The organism is Marseilla massiliensis (assembly GCF_016899955.1).
GTDB lineage: Bacteria > Bacteroidota > Bacteroidia > Bacteroidales > Bacteroidaceae > Prevotella > Prevotella intestinigallinarum.
The window spans coordinates 24,406-41,154 of record NZ_JACJJL010000009.1; the positions used below are offsets into that span (position 1 = coordinate 24,406).

A 16,749-nucleotide genomic window follows, 5' to 3' on the forward strand; every position below is an offset into this window, starting at 1 on the left:
CATGAGTGAAGGCATGGCATTCCACGATGTCTATCTTGGCCTCGGGGCCAACATCGGCGACCGCGCAAAGACCTTGGCCGCTGCCACCGACAGGATTGGCGAGCTAGTTGGCGAGGTGGTGGGCCGCTCCGCTCTGTATGAGACAGAGCCGTGGGGGTTTGAGTCAGACCACATGTTTGTCAACTACGTGGTGCATTGCCGCACGGCCCTGAGCCCGCGGCAGGTGCTCGAGCAGACGCAGCTCATAGAGCGCGAGCTCGGCCGGAGGCGCAAGTCGGTTGGCGGGTGCTATGCCGACAGGCCCATCGACATCGACATTTTGCTTTACGACGACATCACCGTCGACGAGCCCGACCTCAAGATTCCGCATCCGCTCATGCACGAGCGCGACTTCGTGATGATGCCCCTCAACGAGATATTGGGGCGCTGACGGGCTTTTGGCCTGTCAGCGGGCATGCGTCCGCTTGGCCATGAAACAAGGCGCCACAGGCAGTGCTGCACTGCCTGTGGCGCCTTTCGCATATGTCTGGCCGGCTCCGCGCCACGGCCCCCTGGCTGCTGCGGCTGCTTGCCGTGGGGCAAAAGCAAAGGCAGGAAGCTCCGTTTTTGCCGGTGCTTCCTGCCTGTTTTCCTTTTCCGCCTGGCGTTTGCCTGTTACTTGCGCAGGCCGAGAGCCTTGATTATGGCGCGGTAGCGGTTTACGTCGCGGTCGTAGAGATAGTTGAGCAGTGCGCGGCGCTTGCCCACGAGCTTGGTCAGCGACCTTTCGGTCACGAAGTCCTTGTGGTGCTTCTTGAGGTGCTCTGTCAGGTGGGCGATGCGGTATGTGAACAGCGCAATCTGGCTTTCAGCCGACCCTGTGTTGGTCTTTGACGTTCCATACTGCTCGAAAATCTCTTCCTTTTTTGCCTTGTCTAAATACATGGTTTTTTGTTTGATTAATTTGTTTGATAATTACATCCTTCTGATGCCGGCAGCCTTAATCACAACGGCCGCATCGTCGAATGCATCGGACTTTCCGAATTTGCGGTTGCAAAGTTACTTATTTTTATTCATATTACGCTGTTTGTCAGCATGTAATTGGTGGCGCGTTAACATATATTTAGTGTTCGGGCCCCTTCGGCGGTGCTGTCCGCTGCGCTCACCAGCCCATTATGTTGCGCAATATCCACCACCCTGTCACCGCCAGCAGCACGCCAGCGGTAAACTTGGTGTTGTTGACCGCGGCATAAAACCCCGGACGGCGCTTTCTCACGAGTTCGCCTACCAGCAGCAGGGCCACGGCCGGCAGCGAGGCCACCAGCAGGAAGTTGTAGGCGGCCGCCCCCCTGATGTCGGCGTGCAGCAGGCAGTGGATGGCCCTTTGCGAGCCGCATCCCGGGCATTTCAGGCCCGTCAGCGTCAGGAACGGGCACCGTGGGAATATGGCGTTCGTGGCCGGGTCGAGCGCGAAATAGGCCGCCCCGGCCAATGCTATGGCACATGCCGCGAGTGCCGTTGTGGCTATTCTTGCTGTTTTCGTCATTGTTTGGTTTGCTGTTTGTTGCCGGGTGTGGCGGCGGGCAGTGGCCTGCGCGGCCTGCCGCCCCATCGCCCGGCCATGGCAAAGGCCCATCCGCTGTGGCGTGATGGGCCTTTGTGGCTTTTCTTGCTTTGGCTTTGCGGCGCCTGCCGTGCTCTGCTGCGCCGCGCGGTAGCGCCTACATGTCGGGAAGTGCCGACTTCAGCATCACGCCGTAGCCGATGGCATAGACGATGATGACCACTATACCCACTATGAATCCTATCTTTGTCCACTTGGCGGCAGTGGCACTGGCCTGCTGCGCAGCCTCTATGTTGCCCGATGCGTAGAGTGAGTTGACCTTTGCTGCGTTGACTATTCCAACGATGCCGAACGGCAGGCAGCAGAACAGGGTCACGAGGATTGACTCAACGAGCCACGTCTTTGGTTGTACGTTTTCTTCCATGATAGCTTTGTTTTAAGTTGTTATTGATAATTGTTGACGGTCGTTTGCAGGTGGGTCACAGCGCAGAGAGCAATGCGCCCATGACGATGAAGCCTATGTACAGTACTGCCACGCCGGCCCCTATGCCAATGCCCCACAACACCATGTTGCGCGCCTGGCGCGACTTGTATTCGGCCATTTCGTAGTTGCCTTGCAGGTAGTTGCTTTCCACCTGTGATGAATATACTATTGCTATCACTCCGAACACTATGCAGCACAGCAGCGTCACGACTATCGATTCGGCCAGCCATGTCTTGGGCATGGGCGGGCGGGTGGCCTCGGCCTTGCTGTCTTGCGGCGCGTCCACCTGCGGCGGGGCTGCAGGCAGTGCAAACTCGGCCAGCTCGGCCACGTCGGCGGCGTCTGTCCATCCGTCCAGTCCTTCGCGCCATACCTTTGTGTCTTGTGTCAGCCCTGTTTCTCTCAGGTATTCAATAGAGTAAGGGCCTTGCCTCCGGTTGTCTTTGATGATGTAGTAGTCCATGTCGGTCTGTATGTTCGTTAGTGTCGGCCCGGTATTGCGTTGTGGCTCCGTGGCGTGGCATTTTGCCTTGCCTCCCATGCTCCAAGCCTTATGCAAATGTACGAATAAAATTGCAAACGGCAATGAAAAAACATGAAAAATGTTTCAATTCGGCATGTTGTGATGCAGTGGCGTTGCTCATTTCGGTTGTTTTCGCTGCTAATTTGTGCTGGTTTTCGGTATGTCCCGGTTTGTCGTCCAGCCCTGCCGGGCGTTTGCGGTGCTGCGGGCGGGGTGGTGGCGGTGTGGCTTGGCTGCGTCGTCGCCACATGGTGTGGCGCCATGTGGTGTGAGTTTTTAGTCATGTCGTGGCACTTTGCGCAACCGGTTGAGCCACAGCCTGTTTGCCTTGCCTTGGTCATGGCTGTGCAGAACGGGCCGTTTTGGCTTGCCGTTTGGGCCGTTTTGCACTGCCAAACGGGCCGTCCTGTTTGGCAAAACGGCCCTGGCCGTACGGCTGCCGTTGCGTGTCAGTATATTTCGCGTTGCGCAGGTAGGCTCTCGCCCGGCCGTGGTGGCGTGCCGGCGCAGGCCTTGCGCAACAGACATATTTTGCCCGTGCGTGTTAAAAATACCGCGCATGATTATTTATTGTGGATTAAAATGTGTAACTTTGCAGCGGTTTTTAAGGTAACAACTCAATGCAAGACATCAGAAACATAGCAATCATTGCCCACGTTGACCACGGAAAGACAACGCTGGTGGACAAGATGATGCTCGCCGGAAACCTGTTCCGCGACGGGCAAGACCTCAGCGGGCAAGTGCTCGACAGCAACGACTTGGAGCGCGAGAGGGGCATAACAATCCTCTCGAAAAACGTCTCCATCAATTGGAAAGGAACGAAGATAAACATCATAGATACCCCGGGCCACTCGGACTTCGGCGGCGAGGTGGAGCGCGTGTTGAACATGGCCGACGGCTGTCTGCTGCTCGTCGACGCCTTTGAGGGCCCTATGCCGCAGACGAGGTTTGTGCTGCAGAAGGCCCTGCAGATAGGGCTGAAGCCCATAGTGGTGGTAAACAAGGTCGACAAACCCAACTGCCGCCCCGAAGAGGTGTACGAGATGGTGTTCGACCTGATGTTCTCGCTCAACGCCACCGAAGACCAGCTCGACTTCCCCGTGGTCTACGGCTCGGCCAAGAACGGCTGGATGGGCGAAGACTACAAGGAGCCCACGGGCGACATCAACTACCTTCTGGACAAGATTGTCGAGGTTATCCCGGCGCCGAAGGTGATTGAGGGCACGCCGCAAATGCTCATCACGTCGCTCGACTACTCCAACTATACAGGCCGCATTGCCGTGGGGCGCGTGCACCGCGGTGTGTTGCGCGAGGGCATGAATGTCACCATAGCCCACCGCGACGGCTCCATGGAGAAGACGCGCATCAAGGAGCTGCACACGTTTGAGGGCATGGGCCATGTGAAGGCGCCCGAAGTGGCCAGCGGCGACATCTGCGCCATCATCGGCCTTGAGCGTTTCGAGATTGGAGACACCATCTGCGACTTCGAGAATCCCGACCCGCTGCCGCCCATAGCCATCGACGAGCCTACCATGAGCATGCTGTTCACCATCAACGACTCGCCGTTCTTCGGCAAGGAAGGCAAGTTTGTCACCAGCCGCCACATCAACGACCGCCTGCAGAAGGAGCTTGAGAAGAACCTCGCCCTGCGCGTGCGCCAGTTTGAGGACAGCACCGACAAGTGGATAGTGAGCGGGCGCGGAGTGCTGCACCTGTCGGTATTGATAGAGACCATGCGCCGCGAGGGCTACGAACTGCAGGTGGGCCAGCCACAGGTGATATACAAAGAGATTGACGGTGTGAAGTGTGAGCCCATCGAGGAGCTTACCATCAACGTGCCCGAAGAGTTTGCAAGCAAGATGATTGACATGGTTACCAGGCGCAAGGGTGAGATGACTTCGATGGAGAGCCAGGCCGACCGGGTGAACATCGAGTTCGACGTGCCGTCTAGGGGCATCATCGGCCTGCGCACCAACGTGCTCACTGCAAGCCAGGGCGAGGCCATCATGGCCCACAGGTTCAAGGAATACCAGCCTTACAAGGGCGACATCAGCCGCCGCATCAACGGCTCGATGATTGCCATGGAGACGGGCACCGCCTATGCTTACTCTATCGACAAGCTGCAAGACCGCGGCAAGTTCTTCATCGACCCGGGCGAGGAGGTGTATGCCGGCGAGGTCGTAGGGGAGCACGTTCACGACAACGACCTCGTGGTGAACGTTACAAAGGCCAAGCAGCTGACGAACACCCGGGCCAGCGGTTCCGACGACAAGGCGCGCATAATACCCCGCACCGTGCTCTCGCTCGAGGAGGCCTTGGAGTACATCAAGGAGGATGAGCTGGTAGAGGTAACGCCGAAGAGCATGCGCATGCGCAAGATAATACTCGACCACAACGAGCGCAAGAAGAGCCAGAAGTCGTAAGGCTTTGGGCCAGGATATACGCAGCTGGATTGTTGCGGCACCGGTGCCGCAATGCGACAACAGGGCAAAGGCGGATTGGGGCATGGCTTGAGGCCGTGCGGCTCGGTCAGGCCTTTGCCCTTTTGCTTGCCATACGGTGGCCTTGCATGGCAACGTCGGCTGTGTTGGAAATGTATGGCATTGTGTCGGAAAACGCCGCCCGGCCATCCCCAACGGGGGTGGCCGGGCGGCGCTGTTGTTGTGGTTGAGGCCTATTCAGGGTAGGCCATGTTCTTGTCCTTTATGCATTCGAGCACCTCTGTCAGGTATTTGCGGGCCTCCCACCGGGCCATCGGCAGGTCGTGGAGCAGCCAGTTGCCGCAGTCTTTGGGCGCGGCGCCTGGCACGTCGCCCTCGTACGACGCAACAAAACCGAACGTACGGCGCATCAGGTCGACGATGTCGCGGCTCTCCAGGTCGCCTTTCACGAGCAGGTAGTTGCCCGTCAGGCATCCCATCGGCCCCCAATAGACTATACGGTCGCGCCATTCGGGGTCGTTCCTGAGGTATGTCGCGGCCAGATGCTCAATGGTATGCAGGGCGCCGGGGTGCATGGCGGGCTCCCGGTTGGGCTCTTTCATGCGTATGTCGAACGTGGTCACGGTCTCGCCGCCCACGTTGTCCTTGCGCGAAACGTATATGCCGCGCAGCAGGAGGTTGTGATTGATTGTGAAACTTGGTATCTTGTCCATCTCAATAACGTTTTGGTGTGGTTGTGCTGTCTGTTGTCTGTTGCTGCCGCAAGTCACGATATGCTTTCCAACAGGGCCCTTGTCACGTGGAAAGAGCTGTCGGCCATGCGCTCCCAGAAGTCGAAGTACTGGCTTGCCTTGTCGTCTTTGAGCGGTATGTCGCTTATTATCCGGAAGCTGATGAACGGCACCCCGAACTGGTGGCAGGCCTGTGCTATGGCGGCAGACTCCATGTCTACGGCCATGGCTTCGGGGAAGTGGGCGACGATGGCGCGCATCTTGTCGCGCGAATCGACAAACCAGTCGCCCGTGACGATGAGCCCCGGCGTTATCTTCGTGCCGCAGTCGATGGCCGAGGCCGCCCGCAGCAGGGCTTTGTCAGAGGCAAACCGAGGCGGCATGCCCATTATCTGGCCGTACTGCTGGTCGCTGCCGCAGTAGGCGTCGTGGTAGCACGACTCTGTTGCCACCACCACTTCCTGCACGTTGAGGGCCGTCGAGGCACCGCCGGCCACGCCCGTCGAGATGACCACGTCGGGGCTAAAGGCGTTCACCATGTCTGTCGTCCATATGGCGGCGTTCACTTTTCCGATGCCGCACTGCACCATCACGACCTCGTTGCTGCCTATGGTGCCGGTGGTGTAAGTCTTGCCCCGCCGTGCCGTTTGCTTCACTTCGCCCAGCATCGAGCACACCTGGGCGAACTCTTTGTCCATAGCTATGACTATGCCTATTCTCATTTTGTGTCTTGATTTGATGGTGCAAAGATAGCAAATAAATATGAATTATGTCTTTGAGGCCGATGTTATGCAATGCCATTTGGTGCTTTTTGAATTAAAAAACGTATCTTTGCACCCGTGAATTGAACCAATAATAAAAACAATTATATAGATGAAGACATTGAAACGATGCCTGCCCGATGTGTTGGCAGTGCTCTTGTTTGCGGTTCTTTCGTTCGCTTATTTCTTCCCGGCAGACACGGAAGGGCGCATCCTTTACCAGCATGACGCCTCGGCCGGGCGCGGTTCCGGCCAGGAGATTGCCGATTATCGTGCCCGCACGGGCGAGACCCCACGGTGGACCAACACCCTTTTCTGCGGCATGCCCACCTACCAAATCGCCCCGTCGTACGACAGTTCGGGCATCCTCTCGACCGTCGAGACGGCCTACCACCTGTGGCTTCCCGACTACGTATGGTATGTGTTTGCCTACCTGCTTGGCTTCTACATACTGCTGCGGGCCTTCAATTTCAGGCAGTCGCTGGCCGTGCTGGGCTCCATCGTATGGGCTTTCAGCAGTTACTTCTTCATAATCATAGCCGCAGGTCACATCTGGAAGGTGATGGCCCTGGCCTATCTGCCGCCGATGATTGCCGGTGTTGTGCTGGCCTACAGGGGCAAGCTGTTGTGGGGTTTCATACTCACGGCCTTGTTTGCCGGCCTTGAGGTGCACGCCAACCATGTGCAGATGACATACTACTACCTGTTTATCATCTTCTTCATGATAGTGGCTTTCCTCGTCGACGCCATACGGAAGCGCCGCATGGCGGCTTTCCTAAAGGCCACGGGTGTGTGTGCCGCCGCCGCCGTGCTGGGCATCTGCATGAACATCTCAAACCTTTACCACACGTGGGAATACTCGCATGAGTCGATGCGAGGCAAGAGCGAGCTGGTCAAGGAGCATACGGCCAACCAGACAAGCAGCGGCCTCGACCGCGACTACATCACCCAGTGGAGCTACGGGGTGGGCGAGACGTGGACCCTGCTCGTGCCCAACGCCAAGGGCGGGGCATCGGTGCCGCTGAGCCTCAACGAGACGGCCATGGAGCACGCCGACAACAACTACGTGCAGATATACCAGCAACTGGGGCAGTACTGGGGCGAGCAGCCCGGCACGAGCGGCCCGGTCTACGTGGGCGCCTTCGTGCTGATGCTGTTCATTCTCGGCCTGTTCATCGTCAAGGGGCCCATGAAGTGGGCCTTGCTTGCCTCGACCGTGCTCTCCGTGCTGCTGTCGTGGGGCCACAACTTCATGTGGTTCACCAACCTGTTCATAGACTATGTGCCCATGTACGCCAAGTTCCGCACGGTGGCCTCAATACTCGTCATTGCCGAGTTCACCATCCCGCTGCTGGCCATGCTGGCGCTGAAGAGGCTTGTCGACGAGCCCGAGTTGCTCACGAAGAAGATAAAGCTCGTCTACGTGAGCTTCGGCCTGACGGGCGGCATGGCCCTGCTGTTCGCGCTGATGCCGGGCCTTTTCTTCCCCGAATACGTCTCGTCGGCTGAGATGCAGGCCATGTCGCAGATTCCCGCCGACCAGTTGCAGCCGCTGCTGGCCAACCTCACCGAGATGCGTAAGGCCATTTTCACTGCCGACTGCTGGCGGTCGTTCTGGATTGTGGTGGCCGGCACGCTGCTGTTGCTGCTCTTCAAGGCGCGCAAGCTTAAGGCTTCCTACATGGTCGGGGCCGTCACGGTGCTCTGCCTTATTGACATGTGGCAGGTAAACAAGCGCTACCTGCACGACGATATGTTTGTCGACGCCAGCGTGCGCACCGCCCCGGTGGAGATGACGCAGACCGAGCAGCAGATACTTCAGGACAAGCAGCTCTACTACCGCGTGCTCAACCTTGCCACGAACACGTTCAACGAGAACGAGACATCGTATTACCTGAAGAGCGTAGGCGGCTACCACGCCGCCAAGCTGCGCCGTTACCAGGAGCTGATAGAGGCATACATCTCGCCCGAGATGCAGAAGCTGTTTGCTGCCGTGGCCGAGAATGCAGGCGACATGACGCGAATCAACGGCGACAGCATATTCCCCGTGCTCAACATGCTCAACGCCAAGTACTTCATAATGCCGCTGCAGTCGGGGCAAACCGTGCCGCTGCTAAACCCCTATGCCTATGGCAATGCATGGTTTGTTGACAAGGTAAGCTATGTCGACAACGCCAACCAAGAGCTCGAAATGGTGGGTAAGGTAAGCCTGCGCCACGAGGCTGTGGCCGACAAGAAGTTTGCCGACTGCCTCGGGCAGAGCCAGACGCAAGACAGCACGAGCGTTGTCAGGCTCACCGCTTACGATGCCACTAAGCTGACCTACGACGTCAATTCGTCGAAGGGCGGCGTAATAGTGTTCTCCGACATATATTACCCGGGCTGGACGGCCACTGTCGACGGTCAGGAGGTAGAGGTTGGGCGTGTCAACTACGTGCTGCGCGCCATCAACGTCAAGCCCGGCCGCCACACCGTCGAGCTGAAGTTCTTCCCCAGGTCGGTCGATGCCACCGAGACAATAGCCTATGCGGCCTACGCCATACTTGCCGTGGTGGTGCTTTTGCTTGTTTATCTCGAGTGGCGCAAGCGCCGCAAGGGCGGGCCGGCCGCAGAAGGATAAGGCGGTTGTGACATATCGATGGCCGGATGGTTGTTGCCGGGCTGTTGCGCAAGGGCGCATGGCCGGCGGCGCCCATCCGGCCTCTTCGTTGCGTGCGGGCGTCGTTTATGCCGTATGGGCAGGGTCTGCCGTCCGTCAGTGGGCTTGCTAACGGGCGCCGGGCGGTTGCTGTCCGATTTCCCGACATTAGGTATGCCGCCCTGCCGTAGATGCCGTATGGTGTTGCAGCATGGGCCGTTTCAGGGTGCAAAAAGGGCCGTTCCGAAATGCGGAACGGCCCTTTTTGCGAGGCTATTCGGCCCTGCAGCCCAAGTGGCTGGCGCCCAGATGGTTGGCAGTGGGGCGCAGAGGGTAGGGCCGAAGGTAAAAAAATGCTACTCGGTGTGTGCTGTAGCCCGCGGCTTGCGCTTCTTTTCGCGCAGGTAAGCCCGTTGCCCGTAGACGGCCACGACCACGAAGCACACCAGCGGCACGGCAAACGACGTGTTGGTGGCAGGCAGTCCGGCCACGGTGAAGCCCGCGTCGATGAGTGCCGCCTGCAGCGGCGGGAACACCGAACCGCCCAGTATCGACATTATCAGGCCGGCCCCGCCAATCTTCACATTGTCGCCCAGGCCGCGCAGGGCTATGCCGTAGATGGTGGGGAACATGAGCGACATGCACCCGCTGACGGCCACGAGGCAGTAGAGTCCGCGCCGGTCGGTGAACAGGATGACGCCGCAGACGGCCACCACGGCCACCACGGCGAGCACCGTCAGCAGGCGCCCGGGACTGACGTACCTGAGGAACCACGTGCATACAAAGCGGCTGCACGTGAACAGCACCAAGGCCGCTATGTTGAACTTCTGCGACAGTATCTCGGCCGCATGCTCCTCCATGCCCTCGCCCATGAGCACGTGGGTGCCGTATTGTATGATGAATGTCCAGCACATCACCTGTGCCCCGATGTAGAAAAACTGCGCCACCACGCCCTCGCGGTAGTTGCGCACGCGCGCCAGCTCAGCCAGCGAGGTGCGCAGGCTCTTGTCTGTGGGCGCGTCGCCGTCCTTGGGCATCTTGGTCAGGCGTATCAGTATGAGCAGCGCTATGACCACGATGCCAATGAAGAGGTATGGCTGTATGAGCACGTCGAGGTCTTGCTCCTTCAGCATGTTGAACTCCTCGTCGGGCAGCGTCAGCCGTTCAGCCGTGGGCATGGGGTTCATCCGCGCCTGGACAAAGGCCATGGCAACATACATTCCGGCCAGTGCGCCTATCGGGTTGAACGCCTGCGCCATGTTGAGGCGCCGCGTTGCCGTCTCCTCGCTGCCCATGCAATAGATATAGGGGTTGCAGCTGGTTTCGAGAAACGACAGGCCGCACGTCATCACGAAGTAGGCCAGCAGGAACGGGGCGTACACCCCCATGGCCTTGGCCGGGAAGAACAGCAGTGCCCCGGCGGCATACAGCGACAGCCCCACGAGCACTCCGGCCTTGAACGAATACCGCCTTATGAACATGGCGGCGGGGAACGCCATCACGAAATAGCCCAGGTAGAAAGCCACCTGCACCATTGCGCCCTCGGTGACGCTCATCCTGAATATCTTTGAGAAGGCCTTGACCATGGGGCTTGTCACGTCGTTGGCAAAGCCCCACAGGGCGAAGCAGGCTGTGATTGCCGCGAAAGGCAGCAGGAAACTGGCGCCGTTTTTGGTGAAAAGTCCGTCGGCCGGCCTTTTCGCGCCGTTGTCGTCTATGTTTGAGTAGTGTCTGTCAGTTTGCATATAAATAGATTCTTAAACGATGTAGCCGGCACGGGCGCTTGCCCATGCCGGCTGTCTGTCATAATTGCTTTATGGCTTTTTCTATGCTTTTCCGGTCAAACTGCCCTTCCTTGAAGAGCATGAGCGTCTTCAGTTCGGTGGGCCCGTTGACGTCGGCTGTGGCGTTTATCGTCTCGGCGAATCGCGTTTCGGGGTGCAGCCCCTCGGTCCTGACGTATTCCACCTTGCCCCATCCCTTGATGGGTACGAGCGCCAGCGAGTGGCGTCCGTTGTAAATGGTGTAGGCTTTCAGCCCGTTTTTCAGGCTTATTGTGGCCTCCTTTATCGGCGTGTCGCGCTCTGGCAGGGCGTAGTGGCCCAGCCTCAGTGTCGTGGGCGTGGCGCAGCCGGTCACCGAGTCGGAGCGCATCATGCCGTCGGGCAGCGTCTTGTCGGCCAGGCTCATGGTGAAACGCTTGTCGCTCTGCAGCCACACCGTGCGGTGAAGCGTGCCGTCGGCATATCCCGTGGTGGTGTATCGGCGCATAGGCTCCCACTGCCCCTTGGCGTTCTTCACTACGTATGCCATGGCCACCTCGCCGTTTTTGCCGTCGGCCATCCACGGGAACAGCGTGTTGTAGGCCAGTCTGTTGTATTGCTCCGAGCCGCGGAACTTCTCAGCCCCGCGCCGTTCGGTGTCGTAGTCGCAGAAGGCCCTCGTCTCTGCTGCGCCGCTGTTGGCGTAGTTGGTTATCAGCATCTTCGGCCCGGGCAGCCACAGGTTGTCCACCTCGCCGGCCTTCATGCCGGCCCAGAAGCCCTCGTTCTCGGTGTCGCTCCAGTAAGGGTGGCTCTCGGGGAGCATCAGCGGGAGGAACGCCTTGGCGCACCAGTAGACGCTTCCGCGGCAACTGTAGCCTTGGAGCACGGGGTCGAAGAGGCCGTAGAAGCCCGGTGTGGGCACTCCGTCGGCATAGATGAAGTCGGGGTTCTGCAGGAACTGCAGCAGACAGCCGGAGGCTATGCGTCGCATCCAGCCGTAGTTTATGCCATCGCCCCATGCCAATGGCGCCGCGGCGGCAAAGCGGTACATGTTGCTCCGGCCCCACATGGGCATGTGTCCGTCGCGCCCGAACATGCGCGGATAGCTGCGGTACATCTCGGCGAAGTTCTTTTCAAACTGCGCCGCCAGCTCCGGGTAGTGCTCGCGGCCGAAGAACCGGGCCCAGAGCTCGCCGTAGAGCTGGTATGCCCACATCGAGTAGAAGTCGTAGTTGGGGTGGTCGAGATACCAGCCGTCGCCGCGGTAGTCGCCTTGTAGCAGGCGTACGTACTTCACGAGCAGCGAGTCGTTGACCTCGTAACCCTTCGACTTGAAGAACGACATGGGGAAAACGTTGAAGAAGCGCCAGTTTTGCGGTATGGTCGGGCCGTCGGCATAGCTCTCTATCATAGAGTATAGCGAGTCGCGGGTGGCCTTGGGCAGCGGTTCCCAGAGCACGTCGCCACAGATGAAGAGCGATATGCCCAGCGCGCCGAACTCCACCAAGTCCTGGCACGGGCCGCGGTTGCCGCGGTGCGCAACATACTGCTTGCTGTCCGGGTCGACGAGCAGTGACAGTTGCCGGCGGTAGTAGTCGGCCAGCCGTATGCCGTTGATGGTCAGCGTAGAGTCTTCGCGCAGCAGCGGCGAAGCCAGGAACAGGGTGCGGCACATGCCTTCGAGCGTTGCCCCGCGCACGCGGCTGTTGTCTTTCGGATAGCACACGTTGCCCAGCCGGTCGAAGTACATCGGGTCGTCAAGCGAGCGTATGTGGCCGAAAGCGCCTTCGAGCAAGTATTTGTCGGCTTCTATCCAGTGTCGGCGCGTCATGCCCGTATAAGGGCTGAGCTTGCTGTCGGGGTTGTCTACTTTAAACACATTGCCGGCTCCCATAGCCGACAGCGTGGTGGCTATGGCCAGCGACAAGGTGAGGAAAAATGCTTTATTCATTGTCTTGAGTCATTGGTTGTCATGCAGGTGTGCGCCTTGTCATCCCGTTGGCGGCTTCTGTCGGCAACGGCATGCCTGTGGCGTTACAACTGCAAAAATACTAATTTTTGGTGCAATATGCGGCCCTTTCTGTAGGATAATTTGCCAAAGCATAGAGTGGTGGCCACATTTAGACCAATGTGGCGGGGCGTTGTGGCGTGTGTGGCGCTGCTGAATTTCGTTTACAAACAGTCTCGTGAGAATGCTGTCAGCGCATCCGTCGGCCGGTGGCAACGCTTTTGCGCCGTTGTGGCGTGTGCAATTGCAACCCCTTGTCCTGCATTTGTTTATGCGTGCTGATGGCTTGCCTGTGCAATGAAAATGGCTGTCGTGGCCCCCCGGGGCAACGCCATGCCCCGGCCAAACGGCACGTTTTAGTCCCTCGAGGGCTTGCTTAGGCAGGGCTATGCCGTGTTGCCGAGCTTCCAATGAGGGCCGTTCGGCATCGCTATATATGCCGTTCGGCGTTGCCATCAGTGCCGTTTGCCAATCCGACACGGCCCGTTCTGTTGAATTTCGAAGCCCTTACGGGTTTTCCGTTTCTGTTTGGTCGAGTGTTGACGAGGCTTTTTTCTGCATGTTTTATTTACAAAACACAGTAGCCCCTTCTGCCCGCCGCCATGTCCTTTCAAGCCCCGGCGCTTGCCCGGCATACGTGCATGGCAGAAAAAACATGGGCCTGCAGGTCCGTAGTCTCGTGATTTTTGTGTAAGTTTGCAAGCAAGTTACTGACCGCGGCATACCATGGCCGCCTCATGTCGGTGTGCTTGCGGGCCCACGGCCACCGCCTGGCGGGCTGCCACAGCCGTCGTTGCCGGGCCTCCGCCGGGCGCCACCGTTGGCGGGGCGAAGGGCGCGCAGAGTCACGGCGGGGCGGCATGCATGTTGCCGACTGCTAAAACATGATATGCAATTATGAAAAAACTGCTTTCATTGCCCCCCAACCTGGTGGGCTGTTTCCATGAGATAACGGGCGCAGACCCGCAGGAGTATTTCTGTACCAGCGACCCCGTGGGCCGCAAGCTGGGCAGCGGCGGCGGCACCACATGGCTGCTGGAGCGTTGCCATGAGGCCTGGGGGGCGGGCCGGGGATTCGACGAATGGCTTGCCTCCGACCGCCGCATACTGCTGCACGCCGGCGGGCAGAGCCGCCGCCTGCCGTCATACGCCCCGTCGGGCAAGATACTCACGCCCATCCCCGTGTTCCGTTGGGAGCGCGGGCAACGCCTGTCGCAGACGCTGCTCGACCTGCAGCTGCCGCTTTACGAGCGGCTCATGCGGATGGCGCCGGGCAACATACACACCATGGTGGTGAGCGGCGACGTCTACATACGCGCCGCCGCACAGTTGCCGCCGGTGCCCGATGCCGACGTGGTTTGCTACGGGTTGTGGCTCGACGCGTCGATAGCCAAAGACCACGGAGTGTTCGTAAGCGACAGGCGCACGCCGTCGGTGCTCCGCCGGATGCTCCAGAAGCCATCGGTGGCCACGCTCAACGAACTGTTGCAGACGGGCTTCTACCTCACCGACATAGGCGTGTGGATGCTCAGCGACAGGGCTGTGCGACTGTTGCGGAGCAGGTCGAAGCGCGGAGCCGACACCGTGGAATATGACCTCTACGGCGAGTTCGGGTGCTCGCTCGGCACCGACCCCGTGATCGACGACCCCGAGCTGCGCTCGCTAAGCGTGGCCGTGGTGCCGCTGCCCGGCGGTGAGTTCTACCACTTCGGCACGAGCGGCGAGATGATTTCGTCGATGCAGGCCATACAGAACATTGTCAACGACCAGCGGGAGATAATGCACCACGGGCGCAAGCCGCACCCGTCGATATTCGTACAGAACGCCATCACCGAGATAACCATCACGGCCGAGAACACCAACCTGTGGATAGAGAACAGCCATGTGGGCCCCGGCTGGACGATAAGCCACGACAACATCATCACCGGGGTGCCCCGCAACGACTGGCACATAGCCCTCGGCGCGGGCCAGTGCATCGACGTTGTGCCTGTGGGCGAGGGCTCGTTTGCCGTGCGCCCCTACCGCATCGGCGACAAGTTTGCGGGCGAGGAGCAGCAGCGAAGGCAGTTCCCGGTGGTTGCCGACGTGGCCGAGATGGGCCGCGTGCTGGCATCCATGCTCGCCGGAGGGCCCGCCCCAGAGGGCTGCAGGCTCATGAGTGCCGAGGAAATATCCAACGAGGCCAACCTGCCCAGGCTCGTAGAGCAGCGCCGCCGCTACCGCAGGGACAACTGGGCGGCACTGGCCCGTAACTACGAACACAGCGTTTTCTACCAGACCGACCTCGACGACGCGGCGCGCGAGTTTGCCCGTTGCGGCATGGAACTGCCGGCGCCGCTGCCCGTTGAGGCACCGCTCATGACGCGGATTCACGACGCCATGTTCCGCTCGGAGGTGCTTAGGCTCACCGGCCGCGACGGTTCTGCTGACTGTCGGCGCGCCTTCGGCCTGCTGCGCGAGGGGCTCACGGAGACCGTGCTGGCCGACAGGCAGGAGCCGCGGCTGTCGGTCTACGCCGACCAGATAGTGTGGGCGCGCAGCCCCGTGCGCATCGACATCGCCGGAGGATGGACAGACACGCCGCCATTCTGCCTCATGGAGGGGGGCAACGTCATCAACCTGGCAATCGAACTCAACGGCCAGCCGCCGCTGCAGGCATACATACGCCCGTGCCGCGAGCCGCACATAGTGCTGCGGAGCATAGACCTCGGGGCTGTCGAGGTGGTGGAGACATACGAACAGCTGGCCGACTTCATCCACGTGGGCAGCCCGTTCTCCATACCAAAGGCGGCGCTGGTGCTGGCCGGCTTCCAGCCCGGCTTCAGCCTTGAGCGCCACGCCTCGCTGCGCGACCAGCTCGAGGCGTTCGGCTGCGGCATGGAGCTGACACTGCTGTCGGCCATTCCCGCCGGCAGCGGACTGGGCACGAGCAGCATCCTCGCGGCCACGGTGCTCGGGGCGGTGAGCGACTTCTGCTCGCTGGCATGGGACAAAAACGAGATTGGCCGGCGCACGCTCGTGCTCGAGCAACTGCTCACCACGGGCGGCGGATGGCAAGACCAGTATGGCGGGGTGCACGGAGGGGTGAAGCTGTTGCAGACGGGCCGCGGCTTCGACCAGAGCCCGCTGGTGCGTTGGTTGCCCGACGACGTGTACACCCAGCCCGACTGTGCCGGCTGCCACCTGCTTTACTATACGGGCATCACGCGCACGGCAAAGAGCATCCTGTCGGAGATTGTGCGCCGAATGTTCCTCAACAACAACCGGCAACTGGCGCTGTTGCGCGAGATGAAGGCCCACACCATCGACATGTACGAGGCCCTGCAGCGCCGCGACTACAGGCAGGTGGGCCTGCTCATGCGCGAGACGTGGCGGCAGAACCAGGCCCTCGACAGCGGCACCAACCCGCCGGAGGTGGCCCGGCTTACCGGCCTTGTCGACGACCTGTGCCTGGGCTACAAACTGCCCGGTGCCGGCGGAGGGGGCTATCTGTACATGATGGCCAAAGACCCCGAGGCTGCCGCCCGCGTGAAGCAGGTGATAAACGCCAACCGCATGAACGCCAACGCCCGCTTCGTAGACATGACGCTGAGCAAGGCAGGGCTGCAGGTGAGCCGCAGCTGAGGCGGTAGGATATGTTTACAAAGCCTGTGCCGTGAGGCCGCCGCAGCCGTTCGACGGCCTGAAACGGGCCGTTTGGCAGCGCAACGGCGGCCTGTTTGCCAACGCCCTGTGCCACAGCTGCTTGCGGAATGGGCAGCGTCGGCATGCACAATGGTAAGAAATGTTTACTGCGGCAGTCCCGGTTCCGCCCCTGCAGGGCCTGTGCCGGGACTTGCCGCCAACAGACACGC

The 16,749-nt window shown here is 60.0% G+C and carries 12 protein-coding genes; 4 read left to right on the forward strand and 8 right to left on the reverse strand.

Annotated features, from left to right (window positions below; genetic code table 11):
* Position 1 precedes the first annotated feature (1 nt).
* Positions 2 to 430 (forward strand): 2-amino-4-hydroxy-6-hydroxymethyldihydropteridine diphosphokinase, encoded by a 429-nt coding sequence (gene folK / locus H6B30_RS06830; RefSeq protein WP_239483710.1) that lies wholly within the window; start codon positions 2 to 4, stop codon positions 428 to 430.
* A 224-nt stretch (positions 431 to 654) separates the two neighbouring features.
* On the opposite strand, the gene rpsO is transcribed toward folK, so the two are convergent.
* The 4 genes from rpsO to H6B30_RS06850 form a co-directional block, all read right to left on the reverse strand.
* Positions 655 to 924, reverse strand: coding sequence for a 30S ribosomal protein S15 (gene rpsO, locus H6B30_RS06835; RefSeq protein WP_205109011.1), 270 nt, complete (start codon positions 922 to 924; stop codon positions 655 to 657).
* Between the two features lie 217 nt (positions 925 to 1,141).
* A complete protein-coding gene (locus H6B30_RS06840) occupies positions 1,142 to 1,525 on the reverse strand; it encodes a DUF2752 domain-containing protein (protein WP_205109012.1) in 384 nt (127 codons plus the stop codon).
* Positions 1,526 to 1,700: 175 nt separating this feature from the next.
* Complete coding sequence (locus tag H6B30_RS06845; protein ID WP_205109015.1) at positions 1,701 to 1,967, reverse strand: CD225/dispanin family protein; 267 nt, start codon at positions 1,965 to 1,967, stop codon at positions 1,701 to 1,703.
* Between the two features lie 55 nt (positions 1,968 to 2,022).
* On the reverse strand, positions 2,023 to 2,568 hold the full coding sequence (locus H6B30_RS06850) for a CD225/dispanin family protein (protein WP_205109017.1): 546 nt from the start codon (positions 2,566 to 2,568) through the stop codon (positions 2,023 to 2,025).
* Positions 2,569 to 3,170: 602 nt separating this feature from the next.
* On the opposite strand from H6B30_RS06850, the gene typA reads away from it, so the two are divergent.
* On the forward strand, positions 3,171 to 4,973 hold the full coding sequence (gene typA / locus H6B30_RS06855) for a translational GTPase TypA (RefSeq protein ID WP_205109019.1): 1,803 nt from the start codon (positions 3,171 to 3,173) through the stop codon (positions 4,971 to 4,973).
* Positions 4,974 to 5,224: 251 nt separating this feature from the next.
* Here typA and H6B30_RS06860 read toward each other — a convergent pair whose 3' ends face one another.
* Positions 5,225 to 5,704: an S-ribosylhomocysteine lyase gene (locus H6B30_RS06860; protein WP_205109020.1), complete on the reverse strand. Its 480-nt coding sequence runs from the start codon at positions 5,702 to 5,704 to the stop codon at positions 5,225 to 5,227.
* Positions 5,705 to 5,757: 53 nt separating this feature from the next.
* On the reverse strand, positions 5,758 to 6,444 hold the full coding sequence (locus H6B30_RS06865; RefSeq protein WP_205109022.1) for a 5'-methylthioadenosine/adenosylhomocysteine nucleosidase: 687 nt from the start codon (positions 6,442 to 6,444) through the stop codon (positions 5,758 to 5,760).
* A 151-nt stretch (positions 6,445 to 6,595) separates the two neighbouring features.
* On the opposite strand from H6B30_RS06865, the gene H6B30_RS06870 reads away from it, so the two are divergent.
* Complete coding sequence (locus tag H6B30_RS06870) at positions 6,596 to 9,103, forward strand: YfhO family protein (RefSeq protein ID WP_205109024.1); 2,508 nt, start codon at positions 6,596 to 6,598, stop codon at positions 9,101 to 9,103.
* Between the two features lie 374 nt (positions 9,104 to 9,477).
* Here the strand turns inward: H6B30_RS06870 and fucP are convergent, their stop codons facing one another.
* The gene (gene fucP, locus H6B30_RS06875) at positions 9,478 to 10,866 is read right to left on the reverse strand and encodes an L-fucose:H+ symporter permease (RefSeq protein ID WP_205109026.1); all 1,389 of its coding nucleotides are present in this window, start codon (positions 10,864 to 10,866) and stop codon (positions 9,478 to 9,480) included.
* A 58-nt stretch (positions 10,867 to 10,924) separates the two neighbouring features.
* Positions 10,925 to 12,838 (reverse strand): DUF2264 domain-containing protein, encoded by a 1,914-nt coding sequence (locus tag H6B30_RS06880; protein ID WP_205109027.1) that lies wholly within the window; start codon positions 12,836 to 12,838, stop codon positions 10,925 to 10,927.
* Between the two features lie 954 nt (positions 12,839 to 13,792).
* Here H6B30_RS06880 and H6B30_RS06885 point away from each other — a divergent pair.
* Entirely contained in the window at positions 13,793 to 16,519 is a 2,727-nt protein-coding gene (locus H6B30_RS06885) for a bifunctional fucokinase/fucose-1-phosphate guanylyltransferase (protein ID WP_205109029.1), read from the forward strand.
* The last annotated feature ends 230 nt before the right edge of the window (positions 16,520 to 16,749 follow it).